The organism is Agrobacterium larrymoorei, assembly GCF_005145045.1.
Taxonomy (GTDB): domain Bacteria; phylum Pseudomonadota; class Alphaproteobacteria; order Rhizobiales; family Rhizobiaceae; genus Agrobacterium; species Agrobacterium larrymoorei.
Genome location: NZ_CP039691.1, coordinates 2,374,038 through 2,394,245, shown reverse-complemented (window position 1 = coordinate 2,394,245; position 20,208 = coordinate 2,374,038). Strand labels below are relative to the sequence as shown.

General features: G+C 55.7%; 19 protein-coding genes and 2 tRNA genes. 13 read left to right on the top strand and 8 right to left on the bottom strand.

All coding sequences use genetic code 11. From position 1 onward, the window contains the following. Positions 1 to 230 precede the first annotated feature (230 nt). A complete protein-coding gene (locus CFBP5473_RS11645; protein WP_051441295.1) occupies positions 231 to 2,105 on the top strand; it encodes a methyl-accepting chemotaxis protein in 1,875 nt (624 codons plus the stop codon). A gap of 128 nt (positions 2,106 to 2,233) precedes the next feature. Here CFBP5473_RS11645 and CFBP5473_RS11640 read toward each other — a convergent pair whose 3' ends face one another. Continuing rightward, positions 2,234 to 3,037 (bottom strand): 2OG-Fe(II)-dependent halogenase WelO5 family protein, encoded by an 804-nt coding sequence (locus CFBP5473_RS11640; RefSeq protein WP_027675679.1) that lies wholly within the window; start codon positions 3,035 to 3,037, stop codon positions 2,234 to 2,236. Continuing rightward, the gene (locus tag CFBP5473_RS11635) at positions 3,034 to 3,939 is read right to left on the bottom strand and encodes a DMT family transporter (protein ID WP_027675678.1); all 906 of its coding nucleotides are present in this window, start codon (positions 3,937 to 3,939) and stop codon (positions 3,034 to 3,036) included. The genes CFBP5473_RS11640 and CFBP5473_RS11635 overlap by 4 nt, the downstream gene beginning before the upstream one ends. A gap of 130 nt (positions 3,940 to 4,069) precedes the next feature. Between CFBP5473_RS11635 and CFBP5473_RS11630 the strand changes: the two genes are divergently transcribed. After that, the gene (locus tag CFBP5473_RS11630) at positions 4,070 to 4,501 is read left to right on the top strand and encodes an Lrp/AsnC family transcriptional regulator (RefSeq protein ID WP_027675677.1); all 432 of its coding nucleotides are present in this window, start codon (positions 4,070 to 4,072) and stop codon (positions 4,499 to 4,501) included. Between the two features lie 71 nt (positions 4,502 to 4,572). Here the strand turns inward: CFBP5473_RS11630 and CFBP5473_RS11625 are convergent, their stop codons facing one another. After that, entirely contained in the window at positions 4,573 to 5,544 is a 972-nt protein-coding gene (locus tag CFBP5473_RS11625) for a VOC family protein (protein ID WP_027675676.1), read from the bottom strand. Positions 5,545 to 5,780: 236 nt separating this feature from the next. Between CFBP5473_RS11625 and ppdK the strand changes: the two genes are divergently transcribed. Next, positions 5,781 to 8,486, top strand: a complete 2,706-nt coding sequence (gene ppdK / locus CFBP5473_RS11620; RefSeq protein WP_027675675.1) for a pyruvate, phosphate dikinase — start codon at positions 5,781 to 5,783, stop codon at positions 8,484 to 8,486. A 1-nt stretch (position 8,487) separates the two neighbouring features. Here ppdK and CFBP5473_RS11615 read toward each other — a convergent pair whose 3' ends face one another. Further along, positions 8,488 to 8,757 (bottom strand): hypothetical protein, encoded by a 270-nt coding sequence (locus tag CFBP5473_RS11615; RefSeq protein WP_037171013.1) that lies wholly within the window; start codon positions 8,755 to 8,757, stop codon positions 8,488 to 8,490. Positions 8,758 to 9,143: 386 nt separating this feature from the next. Between CFBP5473_RS11615 and CFBP5473_RS11610 the strand changes: the two genes are divergently transcribed. From CFBP5473_RS11610 to CFBP5473_RS11600, 3 genes are all read left to right on the top strand, one after another. Then, positions 9,144 to 10,067 (top strand): DUF1499 domain-containing protein, encoded by a 924-nt coding sequence (locus tag CFBP5473_RS11610; protein WP_027675673.1) that lies wholly within the window; start codon positions 9,144 to 9,146, stop codon positions 10,065 to 10,067. A gap of 64 nt (positions 10,068 to 10,131) precedes the next feature. After that, entirely contained in the window at positions 10,132 to 10,380 is a 249-nt protein-coding gene (locus tag CFBP5473_RS11605) for a FitA-like ribbon-helix-helix domain-containing protein (protein WP_027675672.1), read from the top strand. Further along, positions 10,377 to 10,793: a type II toxin-antitoxin system VapC family toxin gene (locus CFBP5473_RS11600; protein ID WP_027675671.1), complete on the top strand. Its 417-nt coding sequence runs from the start codon at positions 10,377 to 10,379 to the stop codon at positions 10,791 to 10,793. Before CFBP5473_RS11605 ends, CFBP5473_RS11600 begins: the two co-directional genes overlap by 4 nt. 9 nt (positions 10,794 to 10,802) lie before the next feature. On the opposite strand, the gene CFBP5473_RS11595 is transcribed toward CFBP5473_RS11600, so the two are convergent. Beyond that, a complete protein-coding gene (locus tag CFBP5473_RS11595) occupies positions 10,803 to 11,711 on the bottom strand; it encodes an MBL fold metallo-hydrolase (RefSeq protein ID WP_027675670.1) in 909 nt (302 codons plus the stop codon). Positions 11,712 to 11,874: 163 nt separating this feature from the next. On the opposite strand from CFBP5473_RS11595, the gene CFBP5473_RS11590 reads away from it, so the two are divergent. Continuing rightward, positions 11,875 to 11,949: transfer RNA gene (locus CFBP5473_RS11590), tRNA-Gln, on the top strand. Positions 11,950 to 11,958: 9 nt separating this feature from the next. Here CFBP5473_RS11590 and CFBP5473_RS11585 read toward each other — a convergent pair. The 3 genes from CFBP5473_RS11585 to CFBP5473_RS11575 all read right to left on the bottom strand — a co-directional run bounded on the left by CFBP5473_RS11585 (position 11,959) and on the right by CFBP5473_RS11575 (position 15,352). After that, complete coding sequence (locus CFBP5473_RS11585; RefSeq protein ID WP_027675669.1) at positions 11,959 to 12,585, bottom strand: YcxB family protein; 627 nt, start codon at positions 12,583 to 12,585, stop codon at positions 11,959 to 11,961. A gap of 255 nt (positions 12,586 to 12,840) precedes the next feature. Then, positions 12,841 to 14,493: a malate dehydrogenase (quinone) gene (gene mqo / locus CFBP5473_RS11580; RefSeq protein ID WP_084631668.1), complete on the bottom strand. Its 1,653-nt coding sequence runs from the start codon at positions 14,491 to 14,493 to the stop codon at positions 12,841 to 12,843. 454 nt (positions 14,494 to 14,947) lie between these two features. After that, on the bottom strand, positions 14,948 to 15,352 hold the full coding sequence (locus tag CFBP5473_RS11575; RefSeq protein ID WP_027675667.1) for a hypothetical protein: 405 nt from the start codon (positions 15,350 to 15,352) through the stop codon (positions 14,948 to 14,950). Positions 15,353 to 15,596: 244 nt separating this feature from the next. Here CFBP5473_RS11575 and CFBP5473_RS11570 point away from each other — a divergent pair. The 6 genes from CFBP5473_RS11570 to CFBP5473_RS11545 all read left to right on the top strand — a co-directional run bounded on the left by CFBP5473_RS11570 (position 15,597) and on the right by CFBP5473_RS11545 (position 20,185). Next, a tRNA-Pro gene (locus CFBP5473_RS11570) sits at positions 15,597 to 15,673 on the top strand. Positions 15,674 to 15,829: 156 nt separating this feature from the next. Next, entirely contained in the window at positions 15,830 to 17,359 is a 1,530-nt protein-coding gene (locus CFBP5473_RS11565) for a CDP-glycerol glycerophosphotransferase family protein (RefSeq protein WP_027675666.1), read from the top strand. Between the two features lies 1 nt (position 17,360). Further along, the gene (locus CFBP5473_RS11560) at positions 17,361 to 18,035 is read left to right on the top strand and encodes an HAD-IB family phosphatase (RefSeq protein WP_051441290.1); all 675 of its coding nucleotides are present in this window, start codon (positions 17,361 to 17,363) and stop codon (positions 18,033 to 18,035) included. After that, positions 18,011 to 18,673: an NTP transferase domain-containing protein gene (locus tag CFBP5473_RS11555; RefSeq protein ID WP_027675664.1), complete on the top strand. Its 663-nt coding sequence runs from the start codon at positions 18,011 to 18,013 to the stop codon at positions 18,671 to 18,673. Before CFBP5473_RS11560 ends, CFBP5473_RS11555 begins: the two co-directional genes overlap by 25 nt. 4 nt (positions 18,674 to 18,677) lie before the next feature. Continuing rightward, positions 18,678 to 19,442, top strand: coding sequence for an aspartate/glutamate racemase family protein (locus tag CFBP5473_RS11550; RefSeq protein ID WP_037171010.1), 765 nt, complete (start codon positions 18,678 to 18,680; stop codon positions 19,440 to 19,442). 8 nt (positions 19,443 to 19,450) lie between these two features. Then, on the top strand, positions 19,451 to 20,185 hold the full coding sequence (locus CFBP5473_RS11545) for a class I SAM-dependent methyltransferase (protein ID WP_051441289.1): 735 nt from the start codon (positions 19,451 to 19,453) through the stop codon (positions 20,183 to 20,185). The last annotated feature ends 23 nt before the right edge of the window (positions 20,186 to 20,208 follow it).

Genomic DNA, 20,208 nt, shown 5'->3' with positions numbered 1-20,208 from the left:
CGACAATCGCGCTTGTTCGGTTTTCGTATTCATCAACATCCAAAATTCGTCAGCTCAAAGTTCAGGCGTCCGGTGCGCGGCAAGATCAAACAAGCCCGCACAGCTATGCCTGATCGAAGATTCTTCTACGCCACATAAGTTCAACATGCGTCCTTGGGAGGAATGGCGCATTAAAACCAGAGGGTTATCTCGTGCTCAACAATTTCCGCATTAAAACGCTTTTGCCATTCATGTTCGCAGTCGTCGTTTTCCTTGGCGCAGCGCAAGGCGCGTTTTCCATTTATTCGGTCAACCAGCTTCAGACAGAATTGGCGAGCATGGGATTTCGCCTGTCGCGCTCTGCGCAAATGGCTGATCTGGATCGCCTGCTCGGCGATGTCCGCCGTCAATACGCCTTTATGCTCGGTGCTCGAAATGCAACGGAAATTGCCGAGACAGAGGCCAATCTTCGCAAGGCAAGCGATGCGCGGGAGCGTGCGTTCAACGCATATATCGCCAGCTTGACTACCGAGGCCATGAAGGCGAAAGCGCGTGAAACGGAAGCTGCTATCGGCGAGTATGAGAAAGCAGGAGCCAAGCTGATCCAGCAAAAGAAAGCCGGTCAGGATGATGAGGCGAAAGCCACGATCACCGAACTCACCGCACGCGGCACCGAAGCTGTCGCACGTTTCTCTGAAATGACTGCGCTGAATAAATCCGGCGGAGAAAGCGCGCTGGAAGAAGCCACAGGCATCGCGCAGTTCTCACTCAATGCCACCATTCTGCTTGTCGCCATCGTCAGCGTCATCGGCACGCTGGCTGCCGTCTTCAGCTTCCGAAAAATCGCCCGCCCCATAGACGAAATCACGACGTCCATGAATAGGCTCGCCGCCAACGATACGTCTGCCGAAGTGCCGCATGGTGAAAGGAAAGACGAAATCGGCGCAATGTCCGCCGCCGTCTCCGTTTTCCGCAACAACGCCATCGAGCGCGCCCGTCTTGAACAGGAAGCCGATGCCAATCGCAGCCTGTCTGAGAAGGAGCGGATTGCGCGCGAAGAGCAGAAGGCACGCGAAGCAGCCGATACGCAGTTTGCCGTCGATAATCTGGCAAACGGCCTGTCGCGCCTGTCGGAAGGCGATGTGTCCTACCGCATCGGCCAGCCCTTCGTAGACCATCTCGATGTCGTGCGTAACAACTTCAACGCTTCCGCCGAAAAGCTTCAGTCGGCTCTTTCCCGCGTGGCCGAAAATGCCCGCGGTATCGATGCCGGTGCCAATGAAATCCGTGCTGCCGCAGACGATCTGGCAAAGCGTACCGAACAGCAGGCAGCCTCTGTCGAAGAGACAGCCGCGGCTCTGGAAGAGATCACGACCACGGTGAAGGATTCGACCAAGCGTGCGCAGGAGGCAGGCCACCTCGTTGCCCGTGCCCGCACAGGTGCCGAGCAGTCGGGCAATGTCGTTCGCAAGGCCGTCGTTGCCATGGAGCAGATCGAAAAGTCCTCGTCTGAAATCTCCAACATCATCAGCGTTATCGATGAGATCGCCTTCCAGACCAACCTTCTGGCGCTCAATGCCGGTGTCGAAGCCGCGCGTGCGGGTGAGGCGGGCAAGGGCTTTGCGGTGGTGGCTCAGGAAGTGCGTGAGCTTGCCCAGCGTTCGGCCAATGCCGCCAAGGACATCAAGGCGCTGATCACCACCTCAAACACGCAGGTTCAGCAGGGCGTCGAACTCGTCGGTGAAACCGGTCGTGCGCTGGAAACCATCGTGGCGGAAGTGCAGGAGATCAACCGGCACGTCATGGCCATCGTGGAATCGGCACAGGAACAGTCTTCCGGTCTTCAGCAGATCAACACGGCTGTAAACCAGATGGATCAGGACACGCAGAAGAACGCGGCGATGGTGGAAGAATCGACCGCCGCCAGCCACAGCCTTGCGCGGGAAGCGGCGTCTCTCAACCAGTTGCTCGGTCAGTTCAAGCTTGCCGGTTCCTACGAAGCACCGGTTCGCGCAGCAACGCAGGCCGAACGCCCGGCCCCATCACCAGCCCGCGCACTTGGCCGCAAAATCGCCTCCGCCTTCAACGGCAATGCAGCGGTGAAGCAGGATTGGGAAGAGTTTTGATAGTTTGTAAGTTTTAAATTACTGCGCCCGCGCGAAGCGCGGGCGCAGTAATTTTATAGCCTTCTATTATCTAGCGAAACTGCTTCTTGTTATCGGGAACAGCCGCGTCTACGATAATTTAGTATGCCTTACGTCCAATAAATGAATTCTTTTGCGTCTAAATCTCCAAGGAAAGAATTAAGAACGATACGACCGCTCTTGCTTTTTAGAACACCGTGGATGAGAGCCCCGTTTATCACTACTATATCACCGGTTTTGACTGGAACGTCTAGAACTTGTGCGTTTTCTAGCAGATGGGGTGGATAGGGATAACCTTTGCATTCTAGTCCAATCTCTTCAGCAACATCCGATGAGTGCTTTAGATCGAAAACTCTTAGAATGCCCTGACCAGCTTCGCATTTGGCGTAGTAATTAATGGCCACAAGCGTTTTGATTTCGGTTATTTCCCAGTCTTGGTTTCGCTCACAAAATACTTGAGACACGTCGTCGTGAGGTTGGAGGAGGAAGTCGCCGTCCGCTTTGTCTTGCCACTCGATTGCACGAGTATGAAGAGCTTCTTTGCTTTTATACGTAGCAGGTCTTACCTCTATATTGAGGCCTTCGGCGATATGGCTGTAAAATTGTCTCACTGGGCTCCGCTGTCCGTGGAAAAGATTTTCGACGTCTTCCAAAGTGTCTTGGCACCGCTGGTAGTAATACTCAGGATCTTTGAAATAATGAGATTCTCCTATCATAATCCCAGGCACATTATCTGCTCGTGGCTTCGCCGCTTCAGAACCGTAAAAGTTACGTGCCACTAAGTCACATTTCTCTACCGGGACGAATCCCCGAAGCCAAAGAACATCCAGTTCGTCATTAATAATTTGTCCGATTGCTTCCGCAAAATGATGCGGTTGATTGCAATCGTAATGAATTTCCTTAGAACGTATCATTTTTTATTTACTCCAATGAATATAGCATTAGGTATTGGCAATCGCCATTTGAGATTGATCCCTGCTGCGCCAATAAGAATAAGTGCGACGCCAGCCCATTGTGTGTGATCGAGCTGTACGCCGAGCATGATGGCGTCGAGCACGAGTGCAATGGCCGGATAGAGGAAAGAGATGGAGGCAACGCGCCAAGCCTCGATTTTCTGGATTGCGCCGTAAAGAAGCACATACATAAGGCCCGTATGGACAATGCCCAGCATGAGCGTTGCCAGAGTGGGAATATCCATTTCAGGACGGGTGAGTATGGACAGGTTCGCGAACGGTGCGAGCATTATGGCACCTATCAGGAATTGTATAAGTGCTATCAGCGCTGGAGGAGTTGACTTCAGCTTGCGCGCTATGATCGCGGCCACCGCATAAAGAAGAGCGGCAAGAAGTGCTTCACATATCCCCCAAAGATAAGAGCCCGACGCAACGATCTCGCCGTCTACAAAGATTTTGGAGATGAGCGCCAAGCCAGAAATGGAAATTGCCATCCAGCCCAATGTATTTGACGTGATCTTTTCGCCGAAAAGAACGACACCGAACAGGATCATCATGAGTGGCTGAGTGTTGTAAACGGTAGTAGCAACGCCGACAGACGTATTTCGATAGGCTGAAAAAAGGAAATACCAATTGGCCAGCAAGGCCAATCCACCAAGTGCAGCCCATATAGCCGTTTTGGTGTTCAAGTATGACTGGATGTACTTACGAGGAATGACGATGCCTGCGAGGAATATTGCGCCGAACAGACAGCGATAAAATATCAGATCCAGCTCTGTTTGGCCGGACGCGAGTACGGTTATTCCGATTGTTCCGCAGATCGCCATCGCGGCAATCATTTCGAAAGTGCCTTTATCGATCATTTTTCCACACCGTGATTTTCTGTAAAAATACGGAGTGTCTTTTTAGTTGTGTATATTTTTTATGAGGCACGCTTGCTTAAATGCGTTATAAAAATATCCAATTCACGATTTATCTTTATTTGGTAAGGCGATGGACGGCATCGATCAAAAGATCATCAAAGCACTGCACAGTGATGGGCGTATCACTGTCAAAGCCCTGAGCGAGCTTGTCGGGCTTTCTCAGCCAAGCGTGGCGGAACGCATCAAACGGCTCTGTGAGACCGACGCTATTCGCTTCACAATAGCTACGAATCCGAAAGTTCTGGGTTATCCCATCACGGCTATAGTCCGAATAAGCCCCTTGCCTGGTGCGCTCAAGAAGGTCGAGGATTTGATCTGTAATATCAAGGAAATAACGCAGTGCGACAAGGTGACCGGTCAGGATGCGTTCATATGCCGCCTGTATTTGCGGTCTATTGATGAATTAGACGGCGTTCTTTCGAAAGTGGCGCAACATGCAACGACAAACACCTCCATTGTAAAGGCGTCTCCCGTCGAAGGCGGTTTGCTACCAATTTCGTAGAACGATGGTGGTAGAAACTGAAGCACAGACAAAATCGACCGTCGTAGCCAAAGCCTGCCAACTTAAACGCTCTAAGCCCCAATCAAACGCAGCTTCGTGCCCCATGGATCGACAGCCTCTATCCCTCCGCTGACGGGCGAAACGGCGTACCCACCCGCGCCGAGGCGTTCTTGCTGTCGCTTTAGTTCTGCCTTGTCGCTCACCGTCAGGGAAAACCAGTCGAGGCCGGTTTGGCTTGTGTCTCTCTTTCCGGCGCCTCGGCTGTTCCATGTGTTCAGTGCCACATGGTGGTGGTAGCGGCCGGATGAGAGGAAGGCGGCATCCGCGCGTTCGCCGCGCGTCAACTGCATGCCAATCGTCGTTTCGTAGAATTTGCGCCCTTCTGCCACATCGCCTACGCGAAGATGCATGTGGCCGATCCTGAGAGTGCTGGGTGCCACCATATAGTTGTCCCGGCTGGTGTCGGTCAGCGAAACCAGATTGTCGATATCCAGCTGCTCGGTGCCCATGGTCACGCTGTTGCCCAGCCACAGCCAGCTATCCTTCGGTCGGTCGCTATAGACTTCGATGCCGTTGCCTTCCGGGTCGTTCAGATAGATTGCCTCACTGACATTATGGTCGGCAAAGCCGGTGAAGGGCACCTGGTTCATGGCGGCATGGACCAGCCAGCGGGCCAGATCCTTGCGGATCGGCATGAGGTAGGCGATGTGGAAAAGGCCTGCCGCCGTCTGGCTTTCGAAATCGGCGGAAGGCATATGCTCCAGGGTCAGGAGCGGTGCGTTGCCTGCGCCCAAAATCACCTTGCCGTTTTCTCTGCCGATCTCCTTCAGGCCGAGAACCTTGGTGTAATAAGCCGTCATCGACGCCAGATCCCGCACGCGAAGTGCAGCCTGATCGACATGCATGGGGGTCGTCAATGCGAAGGGCAGGGGTGGCGTACTCATGGGTGCCCCCGCGCCCTCTGCCCGAACCGCGCCGGCAACGGCAGCCGAGGCGCAGGAAAGACCGGTAAGTTTGAGGATATTGCGGCGTGTGAGCTTCATTTTAAAGTACATCCAAATCAGACAATCGCCTGTCTTTACGCCCGGATTTTGCGGAACGCATCTCACGAATGCGTCACTTCGTCGCCTGTTTTCAAGCTGGTTTTTGCGCCTTGTCGCGCGTTGCGCCGTAATTATGCTGCACTGCGATGTAAACTTGGCACATCTGGCGTTCCCAACACTGTGACAATACTGTAAAGGTTTGAAAAACAAGAACGCTTCTGGGTGGAGAGCGTATAATGAAGAAATGGGTCTATACCTTTGGCAACGGTGCTGCCGAAGGCCGCGCGAGCGACGTCGCCATATTGGGAGGCAAGGGGGCACACCTTGCCGAAATGGCGAGCCTCGGCCTGCCCGTTCCTCCCGGTTTTACCATCATCAGCGAAGCCTGCGCCCGTTATCATCAGGGTGGGCGGCACCTGCCGGAAGACCTGAAACTGCAGGTTTCCAGCGGCGTTGCCGGTATGGAGGCCATGACGGGGCGCAAATTCGGTGCCGGTCCACAGCCGCTGCTTCTCTCCATCCGCTCCGGTGCCCGCGCCTCCATGCCGGGCATGATGGATACGGTTCTTAATCTCGGCCTCAATGACGAGACAGTGCAGGCGCTGTGCGAGGATTCCGGCGATGCCCGCTTTGCATGGGATAGTTACCGCCGTTTCATCCAGATGTATGCCGATGTCGTCATGGGGCTGGATCACGAAGTCTTCGAGGAAATTCTCGAGGATGAAAAGGGTCGCCTCGGCCACGAATACGATACCGAGCTTACCGCCGATGAGTGGAAGCACGTCGTTTCGCTTTACAAGCAGATGGTGGAAGAAGAGCTGGACGAGCCTTTTCCGCAGGATACGCAGGTCCAGCTCTGGGGCGCCATCGGGGCCGTTTTTTCCAGCTGGATGAATACGCGCGCGGTTACCTATCGGCATCTCCATAATATTCCGGGGGACTGGGGAACGGCGGTCAACGTTCAGGCCATGGTTTTCGGCAATCTTGGCTCATCCTCGGCAACGGGCGTTGCCTTCACGCGCAATCCTTCCACGGGTGAGAAGGAGCTTTACGGCGAGTTTCTCGTCAATGCGCAAGGCGAAGATGTGGTCGCGGGCATTCGCACGCCGCAATCCATCACCGAGGCGGCACGCATCGCCTCCGGCTCCGAAAAGCCCTCGATGGAAAAGCTGATGCCGGAGGCTTTTCACGAGTTTATGGCCATCTGCCAGCGGTTGGAAACGCACTACCGCGACATGCAGGACATGGAGTTCACCATAGAGCGCGGCACGCTGTGGATGCTTCAGACCCGGTGCGGCAAGCGCACGACACGCGCGGCAATGAAGATTGCCGTCGATATGGTCGAGGAAGGACTGATCTCCGCCGATGAGGCAATCTGCCGGATAGAGCCGTCCTCACTCGATCAGCTTTTGCATCCGACAATCGATCCCTCCATCGAGCGCCCAATTATCGGTTCCGGCCTGCCTGCCTCGCCAGGTGCGGCGTCTGGCGAAATCGTTTTTACGTCGGATGAAGCAGTGGCTGCCGAGGCCGAAGGCAGACGCGTCATTCTGGTGCGTATGGAAACGAGCCCTGAGGATATTCACGGCATGCACGCCGCCGAAGGCATTTTGACCACGCGCGGCGGCATGACCAGCCATGCGGCGGTCGTCGCACGCGGCATGGGCATTCCATGCGTGGCCGGTGCAGGTTCCATGCGTGTGGATCTGCGCAACGGCGTGCTGATCGGCATGGGCTGCATGTTGAAGAAGGGTGATGTCATCACCATCGATGGCTCTTCCGGTCGCGTGCTGAAGGGCGAGGTGCCGATGACGCAGCCGGAATTGTCCGGCGATTTCGGCAAGCTGATGGAATGGGCAGATGGCGCGCGCCGCATGACCGTGCGCACCAATGCCGATACGCCTGCCGATGCCCGCGCCGCCCGTGCCTTCGGCGCGGAAGGCATTGGCCTTTGCCGCACGGAGCATATGTTCTTTGAAGGCGAGCGCATTCAGGTGATGCGCGAAATGATCCTTGCCGAAGACGAAGCCGGCAGGCGTCACGCGCTGGATCAGCTGTTGCCCATGCAGCGGGAAGATTTCACCGAACTCTTCTCCATCATGCATGGTCTGCCGGTCACTATCCGCCTTCTCGATCCGCCTTTGCACGAGTTCCTTCCGAAGACGGATGGTGAAATCGTCGAAGTGGCAGCCGCCATGGGCATGCCGCAGACCCTATTCCGCCAGCGGCTGGATGCGCTGCATGAATTCAACCCCATGCTTGGCCATCGCGGCTGCCGTCTTGCCATCTCCTATCCCGAGATCGCCGAAATGCAGGCGCGCGCGATATTCGAGGCGGCGGTTGAAGCGGCGCGCAGAACCGGGGCGCCGGTGGTGCCGGAAATCATGGTGCCGCTGGTCGGCCTGCGCTCCGAGCTGGATTATGTTCGCGCCGTTATCGATCGCGTCGCGGCTGAGGTTGCCACCGAAACGGGCATGACGCTGGAATATCTCTCCGGCACCATGATCGAATTGCCGCGTGCCGCCCTTCGCGCCCATGTCATTGCAGAAGCGGCGGAGTTCTTCTCTTTCGGCACCAATGACTTGACGCAGACGACCTTCGGCATCTCGCGTGACGATGCCGCACGCTTCATCAACACCTATCAGCGCAAGGGCATCATCGAGCGTGATCCCTTCGTTTCGCTGGATTTCGACGGGGTAGGGGAGTTGATCCGCATTGCGGCAGATCGCGGACGCCAGACGCGGCCCGAACTCAAACTCGGTATCTGCGGCGAGCATGGTGGCGATCCGGCATCCATCCATTTCTGCGAGGATGCAGGGCTGGATTACGTTTCCTGTTCACCCTTCCGCGTGCCAATTGCGCGGCTTGCGGCGGCACAAGCCACGCTTTCCATGGCCGATAAATATGATGCGGCGCCCGTCAGGAAGGTCGTCGCGATCTAAATCAGCGATTTTGAACGACAATGCGGCGCTCCACCACCACAGGCCGGTAGAACATGTCTCGGTTCACCTGCGCCTGCCATGCGCGCGCATCCGCACGACGGTCAAGGTCCAGATCAAGGAGGCAGCCTGCCATCTGGTCCGTATTCGGGCGGAAGCCATAGCCGCGGCAGGTCGCCTCATCCCGCGCTCGCCGCTCCTCGGGCGTCAGCGTCTGGCACGATGAAAGCGCCAACAGAGCCGCAAGTGAACCCAGAACGATTGAAACCCGCATGATCGTCTCTCCTGAAATATCTAGCTGAGTGTCTACGCCCTTTAGAGCGTTTCCTTGTTAAATGGAAACATTCTGCCGGGCATCTTTCCGCCAGGCTCAAAGGCGATTGGCTCGGACGTACCTATGGGTATGCCCTTCGCCAACCGCATTTGCCCTGACGAAAATCTGCTCCGGCAGAATGTTTCCATTTAACAAGGAAACGCTCTGACCGGTGTAGAAAAGTCCCATCCCCGGTAAAGGTTGCTCTGGCAGGCCAGCAAATAAAGGTGAGGCGATTCCATTCGCGGCCAAAAGGCTTTATGAAAATCCCGTACCGGTGATTCCGGCAGGAGACGCCTGTCCGGAGCGCTTTGTTGCCAATGCACGTGCTTCCGGGTGCCCGCTTCATGACTGTGCGTTTCGTTCGGCCCGTTTCCCATGCGGCATATCTCTCCCGCTATCTCGGGCTTTCGGCGCTATTGCTTTTTGTCATCGCTGCTCCGCTGCATCGCTTCGGGCCGTTGACGACGCCGGACTTCATCGCCCTGACATTGATTTCCGCTGGCATCGGCGCGGCGGCATTGCTGCTTGCGGTCATCGGTTTGCAACGCCTGTGGTCTGCGGGCGCAAAGGGCGGCATGTGGTCTCTTTACGCTCTAATGCTCTCGGCTATTCCGCTCGGCGTCGTCGGTTATGCGGGCTTTCTCTATTGGCAGAAGCCCCAAATTTACGATGTCACGACGGATGTTGCGGATGTGCCGAACTGGCTTTCCATCCCCACCGCCAACCAGCAATGGCTGCCGCGCCCGGCTGTCGTGGCAAAAGCGGAGCGGGATTTGCAACTGGCGGCCTATCCCAGCCTTGCGGGACACCGCTATGAAGGCGCCATCGACCGCGTCTATACCGCAGCCCGCAAGGTGGCGAAGGCACAGCACATCCGCATTGCCCACACGGATGGCCTGATCGGTGCCTTGCCGGATGTTCAGCCCGGCGTACCCAGACAGGACCGACAGCCGGAAACGACGGACACGCCGCCTATCGAGGATTTGCCAGCCATCGTGCCCGTGCCGCTGGCCCGCCCGGCAGAGGCCCCGGCCCCAACCTTCTTCAATGGCAGCGGCACGGTGCTGATGCAGGGGGAGATGCGCACGCTGATCTGGGGTGCCCGCTTCGATGTGCTGATCCGCCTGCGCGAAGACACCGAAACCACCCTCGTAGACGTCCGCGTCGCCTCCCGCTTCGGCCCCCACGATCTCGGCATGGGCGCGGAGATCGCCGAAGGCTATCTCGATGCGCTGGATGCGGAGATGCAGGGTTTGAACGACAACTAATTCCACCTCATTGAGAACGACGCAGCGATGCTGTATATGCAATCAATGATGAATGGAGGGCGTGATGGCAAGCATGACGATCCGCAACATCGATGAGGCATTGAAGCGCCGCCTGCGCGTTCGCGCCGCTCATCATGGGCGCTCGATGGAAGATGAAGCGCGTGATATCTTGAGAGCTGCACTGTCTCTCCATGGGGCCGAACCGGCCAATCTGGCTGATGCCATCCGCACCCGGTTGACCGGTGAGGGCGTGACACTCGACATCCCGGCGAGAGAACCCATCAGAGAAAATCCAGACTTCGGCACGAAATGATCATTCTGGATACGAATGTCATCTCGGAGCTCTTCGCTAAAGACCCCTCTACTGTAGTTGTAGAATGGGTCAGACATCTTCCAGTCCATTCCGTATTTACGACCACAGTTACGGAAGCAGAAATCCTTTATGGTCTGAGATTGTTGCCCGAAGGCCGTCGTCGTCAGCAGTTGGAAGATACTATTCAGCCAGTCTTCTCACAGGATCTGGCGGGACGGGTATTGCCCTTTGATCGGGAAGCGGCTGACATTTACGCCCGGATTGCTGTTGCTCGTCGCAAGATTGGCAAGCCGATCAGCCAATTCGATGCCCAGATTGCAGCAATCGCCATATCCCATGGCGCTTCGCTCGCCACGCGCAATGTCAGCGACTTTGAAGAACTTCCACTCCACGTCATCAACCCATGGGCATGAGTTTGATTTTCAGGCCGGATCATAAATGCCGGTAAGCGAAGGCGGGCCGTCCGTCTGGACCAGGCCTTTTTCGATGAGGTCTTCGATATGCGCCAGCACGGAAAGTGCGGCAGCCCCGTGCAGGCGCGGGTCGGTGCGGCGGTAGATCACTTTCACCATATCCGCGATGGTTCGGTCTCCCGCCTTGATACGCGTCAGGACCGCCTTTTCGCGCATCCGGCGGTGGGCGCGAAGACCACGCATGAAGGCGGTAGGATCGTTGACCGGGCCGCCATGGCCGGGCAAAAACAGGCGGTCCTTGCGCTTCAGTAGCTTTTCCAATGAGGACATGTAATCGCTCATTGCGCCATCGGGCGGGGCAACAATCGTCGTTGCCCATGCCATCACATGGTCGGCGGAAAACACGATGCCGCTGCCATCAAGAGCGAAGGCGCAATGGTTGGCGGTGTGGCCGGGCGTGTGAAGGCCGGTGAGTGCCCAGCCATCGCCCGCAACGGTATCGTTGTCGCCAAGCACGATATCCGGCAGAAAATCCGTATCGGCGCTTTCCGCAAACGGATTTTTCTCACCCACATGCAGCGGTCGCGCAGCGCGATGCGGCCCTTCCGCGACAGTCAAAGCCCCGGTCGCTTCCTTCAATCGCCTTGCCAAAGGCGAGTGGTCGCGATGCGTATGGCTGACGAATATATGCGTGACCTCGCGGCCTTTGAGCGCGTCCATCAACGCCTGAAAATGCGCCTGATCTTCCGGCCCCGGATCGATCACCGCAACCGATTTCGTGCCGACAATATAGCTGTTCGTGCCGTGAAAAGTGAAAGCCGATGGATTGTTGACGGTCAATCGCTGCACATTTTCCGCAACTGGAACAGCGGTGCCATAAGCCGGTTGAAATTCAAGGTCGAATACGGGTTCTGCCATGGTCGTCCAAAAGCTCTTAAAATTACGCCCTCCGGCCTAGCATGAACATGTGTCTCTACCCACAAGAAAACTTGCAACCACGCAAACATAATGATTGCCGGTGCCGCTCTGCTTTGCTAATCAGGCGCCGTTCAGGCAGTGGCGCTTCGCCCACCTGCTTCGTTGGGGCGTCGCCAAGCGGTAAGGCACCGGTTTTTGGTACCGGCATTCCCAGGTTCGAATCCTGGCGCCCCAGCCACAATCTTGCTTACGATTTTTGTCCCCAATCAAGATGTTTTGTGCCTACACGGCGTGGAGGGGAAACCGGCTCTTGACGCCACCATGTCCGTAATGCTTCAGCGAAATTCTCAGCCTTAGTCTCATCTTCGAACAAACGCTTGGGTAAAATATGGGTCTGTGTTCCCGAGGTCCAGAAATAGTAACGCTCTGCGTCTTCCTCAACCGTATCGAGGCTTTCCCACGGGCAAAACCATGTTTGCTGACGGACGAGGATATGGACGCCTTTTACATCTATGGTCATCTCGAGTGGAATATTGATTGCCTCGCGTGCATTGAGGAAGCCAATCCAGAAGCCCCAGACCTGTGCCCTGATGAAGCCATAGAGAAGTTTCGCCAGAAGAAGGCCCGCGATCAAAGAGACAGCAGCAATACATACGGCCGTCCAAGTGTCTCCGCTTTTCCACCATCCATGTGCAATTATCAATCCGACAAACAGTGAGCAGATCGTGACAAAACCGGCGAAGCGGCCAAATGGCAGCGGTTCCCTGCGAGCGTAACGGACCGCGAGATGATCTTCCACACTGAGCTCGAATTGTTTTGTGAAAGATGAGGGCGACGATGTTCGCCACACAGACGGGATCATAGATTTGGCCATTTGATCCTCCTGTGACAAGATTGGACTAAATTCTGTCCACAAAGCTGAACGCCGACGTTTTGCCGAACTACACGGCAAACATTTTCAATTTTTGCCACTGGTTGGTAACGGATTCAAGCTTGGATTGTTGAAAGCCGTACCGCTACGGCTGCGCCGACGAACCCAATGTCATCGACCCAGAAACCAAAAGGCACAGCCGTAGCCGTGCCTTTTTAGTTGATGATGCAAGCGCGTTCAAACGCGGCCTGGTGTATATTATAGCGCCATATCCGGCGTCTTCTTAACTGGCGCATCGGCAGGGGCCGCGCCACTGGCATTGATTACAGCCATATCGATCTGCGGCGGGGTTGGCAGTTGCAGGTGTTCGGCGGTGTAAGCCCATTCCTGCTGAACCTTTTCTGGGTCGTCATTCAGCTTGGTGCCGTAGCTGGGGACGATCTGGTGCAGCTTTGCTTGCCATTCCGGCGTTGCGACCTTGTCCTTGAACACCTTCTCGAGCACGCTGAGCATGATCGGGGCTGCAGTCGAAGCACCCGGGGAAGCGCCGAGGAGACCGGCGATGCTGCCGTCCTTTGCTGCGACGATTTCCGTGCCGAGCTTCAGGACGCCGCCCTTGTTGGCGTCGCGCTTGATGATCTGCACGCGCTGACCGGCCTGCCACAGGCGCCATTCTTCGGCCTTTGCCTGCGGGAAGTATTCGCGAAGCGCTGCGATGCGGTCTTCGTCGGAGAGCATCAGCTGGCCTGCGAGATATTCGACCAGCGGATATTCATCCATGCCCACCTTCATCATCGGCCAGATGTTGCTCATCGTGGTCGAGGTCAAGAGGTCGAAATAGGAGCCGTCCTTGAGGAACTTCGTGGAGAAGGTTGCGAAAGGTCCGAACAGCACGATCCGCTTGCCGCCGATAACCCGTGTGTCCAGATGCGGAACGGACATGGGCGGAGAACCGGTCGATGCCTTGCCGTATGCCTTGGCCAGATGCAGCATGCTGACATCCGGGTTTTCGTTGACGAGGAACGAGCCGCCAACCGGGAAACCAGCATAGTCTTCACCTTCCGGGATGCCGGACATCTGCAACAGGTGCAGCGCACCGCCGCCCGCGCCGATGAAGACGAACTTCGCATCCACCGTGTGCGAGCCTCCATTTGCAAGATTGCTGTAGCTGACGCGCCATGAACCATCCGCATTGCGCTCGATGGCGTCGACTTCGCTCGAAACCTGAAGATCGAAATTCGGCGTGCTCTTGAGGTGCGACACGAACTGGCGGGTGATTTCGCCGAACTCCATGTCGGTGCCGAGGGGAGACCATGTCGCGCCGATCTTCTGGGAAGGATCACGGCCTTCCATCATCAGCGGAACCCATTTCTTGATCTGCTCCGGGTCGCTGGAATACTGCATGCCAGCAAAAAGCGGGCTCGCCTTCAGCGCCTCGTAACGCTTTTCAAGATAGGCAATGTTTTCATCGCCCCAGACGAAGCTCATATGCGGCGTGTGGTTGATGAACGAGCGCGGGTTCTTCAGAACGCCGTTGCGCACCTGCCACGCCCAGAACTGACGCGAAATCTGGAAGGATTCGTTGATTTCGACCGCCTTGGAAATATCGATACCGCCATTGGCGGTTTCCGGCGTGTAGTTCAGTTCGGCCAGCGCAGAGTGGCCGGTACCTGCATTGTTCCAGCCATTGGAGCTTTCCATGGCCACGGCATCGAGACGCTCCAGCATCTGGATCGACCAGTTGGGCTCCAGCTCGCGCAGCCAGATGCCGAGCGTGGCGCTCATGATGCCGCCACCGATCAGAAGCACGTCCACCTTTTTATCGGCAGACTGCGCAATCGCCGGTGCGCCCGGAAGAGCTGCGGCAGCAAGGCCCGCAAACGCCGTTCCAAGAACCTGACGACGGTTCATGGTGAAGGCGTCTTTCGAGATTGCGGTCGGCAAGCCATTGCCCTTGTTGTCTTTGATCACGTCGCTACCTGCATGTCTTGAGGAATTTCAATTTTTGTGCGGCGCAATAAACCAAACATCAATGGGGGACAACTCTTGCAACATGTGCCAACACGGCACTTCACTTAGCGATAGCGGGTCGCTTCAAACGGTTAGCAAATGCCTGCGACAAAATGCAGCTGAGGCATTTTGCCATGTTTTTCCAACAGATAGCGCATTGATAAAACGGCTACATGCAAATGCCGAAATTTAGCTTTGCATAAATCTAATCGGTTTAAGTGGTAGCCATGTTTAATACGCATGGCTGATCTGCGCGCCGCATTTTGGCACATAATTCCGATAGGTTTTGCGCCGCGACAAAGAAAAACCCGCCTCGAGCTGAAGCGGGTTACTTTGATTGCCGAAAAGGCGGAGATTATTCCGCAGCGAGGAATTCCGCGCAGTAGCTCGGGCCGTTCACGCCCGGGCGGTCGGAAACGGTGCGGATCGAGCGAATCTTGTAGTCTTCGCCAACAGTCAGCTGAACCGTGCAGGACAGGTAGGACGTGCGGGCAGACGAAATCTGGCGGCCGCGCTTGCCATCCTTCTCTTCATACTTCGCCGGAATCTTGGCCGTCTTGTAGCCACCGCGCCATGTATAGGTCGTGGTGCTGCCGGAATCGACGTCGCTCAGCGGCGGGCCGAACTTGGCGAAGAAGACGCCAGCGGACTGGCCAACCCAGCGGGTTTCGACCGGGCTCTTGGCAGAGATGGATGGGGTTGTCGTGCAAGCGGACAGGGCAATGGCAAGCCCTGCAAGCATTACGCTGCGAAATCGCATGATGAAACGTCCTTTTGTGCCGATCCGGCTCTTTCGCCGGAGATGATGTTCCCCTAACAGATTTACGAAAGACGGGGAGTAGGAAGTGCACATCCGTTGAAAATTTCCTGCCACAATTGCTTTTTTGTAACGATTTTCACCACACTGAATTGGCACCTGAACTCCGGCGTCCCCCTGTCACAAAAAATTCGTGATCGATGCTTGTCCAAAGCAGGAGGCTGGTCTATAGAAACGCCGCTGGTCACGGAGTGTAGCGCAGTCTGGTAGCGCACGTCGTTCGGGACGACGGGGTCGGAGGTTCGAATCCTCTCACTCCGACCAGATTGAAAAAATCCCTTGTTTCTCCATTATATTGCTCCTCGTCCACGCTTTCTATGGTGCGCTTACGTCAGCTTGAGGAAAGCTTGTCGCTCTAGGTCTCGTTCATCACATCTTGCCCATTGTCGCGGGATGCTGGCCGACCAAAGGAGCGAGAGAATGTCCGAGGCTGAACTTTCGACGCGGGCGCCTGCGCTTTCCGAGCTCGCGCTTGGATTGGAGGTTTTGCAGACGCGGATAGAAGCTATCGGTCAGCAGGTCGAAATGCAGGGCGAAATCCAGCTTGAGATCGCAAAGCTTCTTCAGTCTCTTCATGGTGGTCTGCAGTCTATCCCGGAGCAGCTCATCGACGGCATCGATTTGCGCGTAGAGCAGAGGGATCGGGATAAGATCGCTGTCACGAAAGAGGTTCTTGTGCAGCTTGATACGCGTTTGACGCAGCTTCTGACGGGCGTTCACGCGGTAAAACAGACGTCCAATCTTGCTCTGCGAGAGTTGCGTGCAAACGCGCGCGTCGTGCGCGCCGTATTTGTCGTGCAGTCCATTGCCATGTGGGATGCTCTGGTGGGTGTCTATGAGGCGATGATCGAAGATCCCCGCTTCCACCCTCTGGTCGTCTCGATCAATCACAGTCATCTCGGGCGCGGCGATTTTGAAGGCGAGACGGATGTTCATCTTGCCCTGAACGCGATGGGCGTGCCTCATATCCGGCTGGATTTGTCCTCTATCGATGCGTCCGATGTTCTGCGCAATCTGCGGCCCGATGTGGTGTTTCGGCAGCAGCAATGGGACATGCCGGTGCCGCCGGGGTTGCGAACCCATGAGATCACCTATGCGCGCATTTGTGTTGTGCCTTATGGAATGGGTGTGCTTGCCAATCCGGATGGGAAGGATGAGGCCGATGAGGCCTATCATCTGAATTACGATCAGGTCTATCATCGACTGGCCTGGAAGGTGTTCTGCGAGACGGAAAAGACGCAGTCCTATTATCAGTCTTTCCAGCATTCCGACCCGGAGAAATTCGTTCTATCGGGTTATCCCAAGCTCGACAGGTTGCTGGAAGCGCGGGGGCACGGAGTGTGGCCGGTTGAGAGCGGTGATGGCCGCGGTTATCGCGTTATCTGGGCTCCTCACCATTCTCTCGTCATTCAGGGCGCGGGCTTCGGCGTCTTCCATCTCATCTGCAAGCAGATGTACGAGTGGGCTCAAAGCAGTCCCGATATTCAATTCGTCCTAAAGCCACATCCTGCACTCGCTTTTACCGCAACGCGGACCGGCGCGATGGCTCCTGAGGGTTACGATGCCTTCGTGGCAAAATGGTCCGCTCTGCCGAATTGCGCAGTATGCGAGGGTGACTATGCGAAGCTGTTCGATGCCTCGGACCTGATGGTAACCGATGGCGTTGCCTTCCTGACCGAATACCATCTCTTTGAAAAACCGATTATTTTCTTCGACTCTGGCATTCATGCGCCATTCAATGCGCTTGGACGTCTAGGTGAGCAGGCTGCACATCGTGTTGAAGATTTCGATGGCATGAAGCAGGCAGTCCTCGATTATAAAAGCGGAAAATCATGGCCGCTTGAGCAAGAGCGTAGAGCGCTCCTCAATGTCCTTTTGCCATCGGAAACGCCCGCGTCTCAGGTCATCCTGAATTCCATTTATGACGGCATCCATCTCTCAAGGTCTTAACATGTACAGACACGCAATCGATGTGCGGAATACAGCTGCGGAGCAGTCTCCTCTTCATCCTTATCCGCGTTCATCCGGCACCGCTTTCGCCTTTGATCTGGACGGAACCATTACCAAGGCCGAACTGCTTCCCATGATTGCCTCGGAACTGGGGCTCGAGTCAGAAATGCGTCTTTTGACAGAACTGACCATGGCTGGTTCGATCCCATTCGAGGATTCCTTCCGATTGCGTTTTGCCATTTTGCGAAGCGCGGGGATCGATCGTATCCGGTCGATTGTCTCGGAGGTGGAATTCGATCCCGATATCGAGGACTTCATCAGGAACAACATAGACAGATGTTTTGTCGTCACCGGCAATCTCGACTTGTGGATTCAGCCTCTCATCGAGCGGCTAGGCTGCAAATTCTATACGTCCACAGCCACAACGGATGACGAAGGACGGATTACCGGACTTGACGTCGTCATGCGCAAGAATGTCGCTGGCCTGGAGTTGAAAGAGCGCTTCGGGCGCCTTGTGTCCATCGGTGATGGATTCAACGACATTCCGATTTTCGATGTTGCCGATATCGGCGTTGCTTTCACCGGACTTCACAATGCTCCTGATGCGCTTGTGTCCGTATCCAATTATGTCGCGCTGAACGGAAAATCCTTATGTCGACTGTTAAACACGCTGTAATAGCGGCTGCCGGACTTGGGTCGCGTCTTGGCCACGGAAAGCCCAAATGCCTGGTCGAAATCGAGGGTGTCAAAATCCTCAAGCACTTGCTCAGCCTTCTCACGGAGGTAGAAGATGTGAGGGTGGTCGTCGGCTTTGAAGAGAGGGAGGTCATCTCCGAGCTTCGCAAAATCCGGCCCGACGTTCTTGTCGTGCGCAATCCGGGTTTTCGCACCACGACGACCCTTCATAGCTACGAACTCGGCGCACGCCATATCAAGGGCGACTGCCTTTTCATGGATGGCGATATGCTGATCGAAGAAGCAAGCTTCAAAGCTTTCCTCAAATCATGCATGCCGAATGTGCCGCGCCTGGCAATCACGAAAACAAAAACCCGCGATGCGGTTTTCATCACGATCGATGGAGATCAGGTCACATCTTTTCGACGTGAGGATCCGACCGAATTCGAGTGGGCGAACATTTCCTGGCTGCCCAACGAGTTTTTCGCAGATATCGGCAACACGCCAGTCTATGAGCATCTCCGGCAATTTCTTCCCATCAGCGCCCAGGAATTGACTGCCTATGAGATCGACAACGAGGATGATCTCGCACTTGCCCGCGAAAACCTCCATCTTTTTTCCCTGAACGAGCTCGCCTGATATCATGCTGGATTTTACGGACGCGAACAGGACGATTGGAATCATTGGTGGAGCAGGCGTTGCGGCGTCTGCCGAGCTTGTTCGGCGCATCGAGGAGAAGATCACGGCTTTCGGCGCTTTCCGGGATTCGCAACACCCCGAACTCCTCCTTTATAATGCGACGCAGGTTCCAAGCCGCAGCATGTATCTGGAAGGACGCGGGGAAAGTTTCGTTCCGGGTTATGTGAAGGCTGCGGAGAAACTGAAAAACGCAGGCGCTTCCTTTGTCGCCATGTGCTGCAACACAGCTCACTATGCCCGGCAGCAGATTGCCGACGAGGCGGATGTTACGATCATCAACCTTCTGGCGGAGAGCCTCACGGCAGCACTTGCCGCTGCTCCGGACGCCCGAAGAATTGGAGTGCTATGTGCGGATGGCACGAGGTCGATTGACCTTTATGGCGTGGAAGCCGCAAAACTGGGTCTTGCGGTGGAGATTGTCTATCCCGATGCAGCCTTTCAGGAAATGCTGACACGCGGCATTTGCAACATCAAGAAGGGCTACCATCGAACACTGCCGGTTAGCGATGCAGAGAGACCTGCGCATCTATATGCTCTGGCTGCTGCAAATCTGGTGGAAAAAGAGGTGGATGCCATCGTTTTGGGATGCACCGAAATCCCGTTGGACTTTGCAGAGGTTGAAGTCGCCGTACCCTGCATCGATACGATCGAGGTTCTTGCAGATGTCTGCATCGCAATGGCCGCTGGCTCCAGAAACCTGGCGAAGTAAGGCTGATCATGGCTCGGATTTACGATACGCACGAAAACATCGATAGCCTGCAAATTCAGAACTTCTTCAACGCACGGGCGAAAAAAGAGACCGATGCGGTGAACGCGGTGATGTTGCAGTCTGCAGGCTCGTCTCTTGCGACGGATCGTGACATTCACGAGCGTTCTCATCTTCTTCCAAGACCAGCCTCGCGCTCCAAGATTCTGGAGCTTGGATGTGGTGCAGGACGGCTGGCTTTGGCATATCGCGACGAAGGTCACGCCTATCTCGGAATCGATTTTTCCGACGAGCTCATAGCGCGCGCAAATGCGGATGTGGCTATTCCAGACAGAATTCACTTTCAGGTGGGGCAAGTCCCATCGATAGAGGTGGAAGATCTTAGGCTTCAGCCGCCCTTCGACCTTATCATCGTCACGGCGCTCCTGCTTTATCTGAACGATGAGGCTGTGTTGCAGACTTTTGAATTGATCGGTAAACTCGCAGCACCGGTAGCGGAAGTCTATGTTCGCGAGCCGCTCTCCGATATCGCCAAACGCATGACGTTGAAGCAGCATTTCTCGGAAGAGCTGGATGACGTCTATAACGCCATCTACAGGACGCCAGACGAAATGAAAGCCGTGCTGGATCAGACGCTGGTCTCGGGCGGCTTCACCTACAAGGTCTGTGGAGATTACGCATTTCCACCTTCGTTGCAAAACCGGGCAGAAACGGCACAGCGGTATTTTTCCCTGTCGCGAGGCTAGAGCTTTTCCTTTTTAAATGGAAA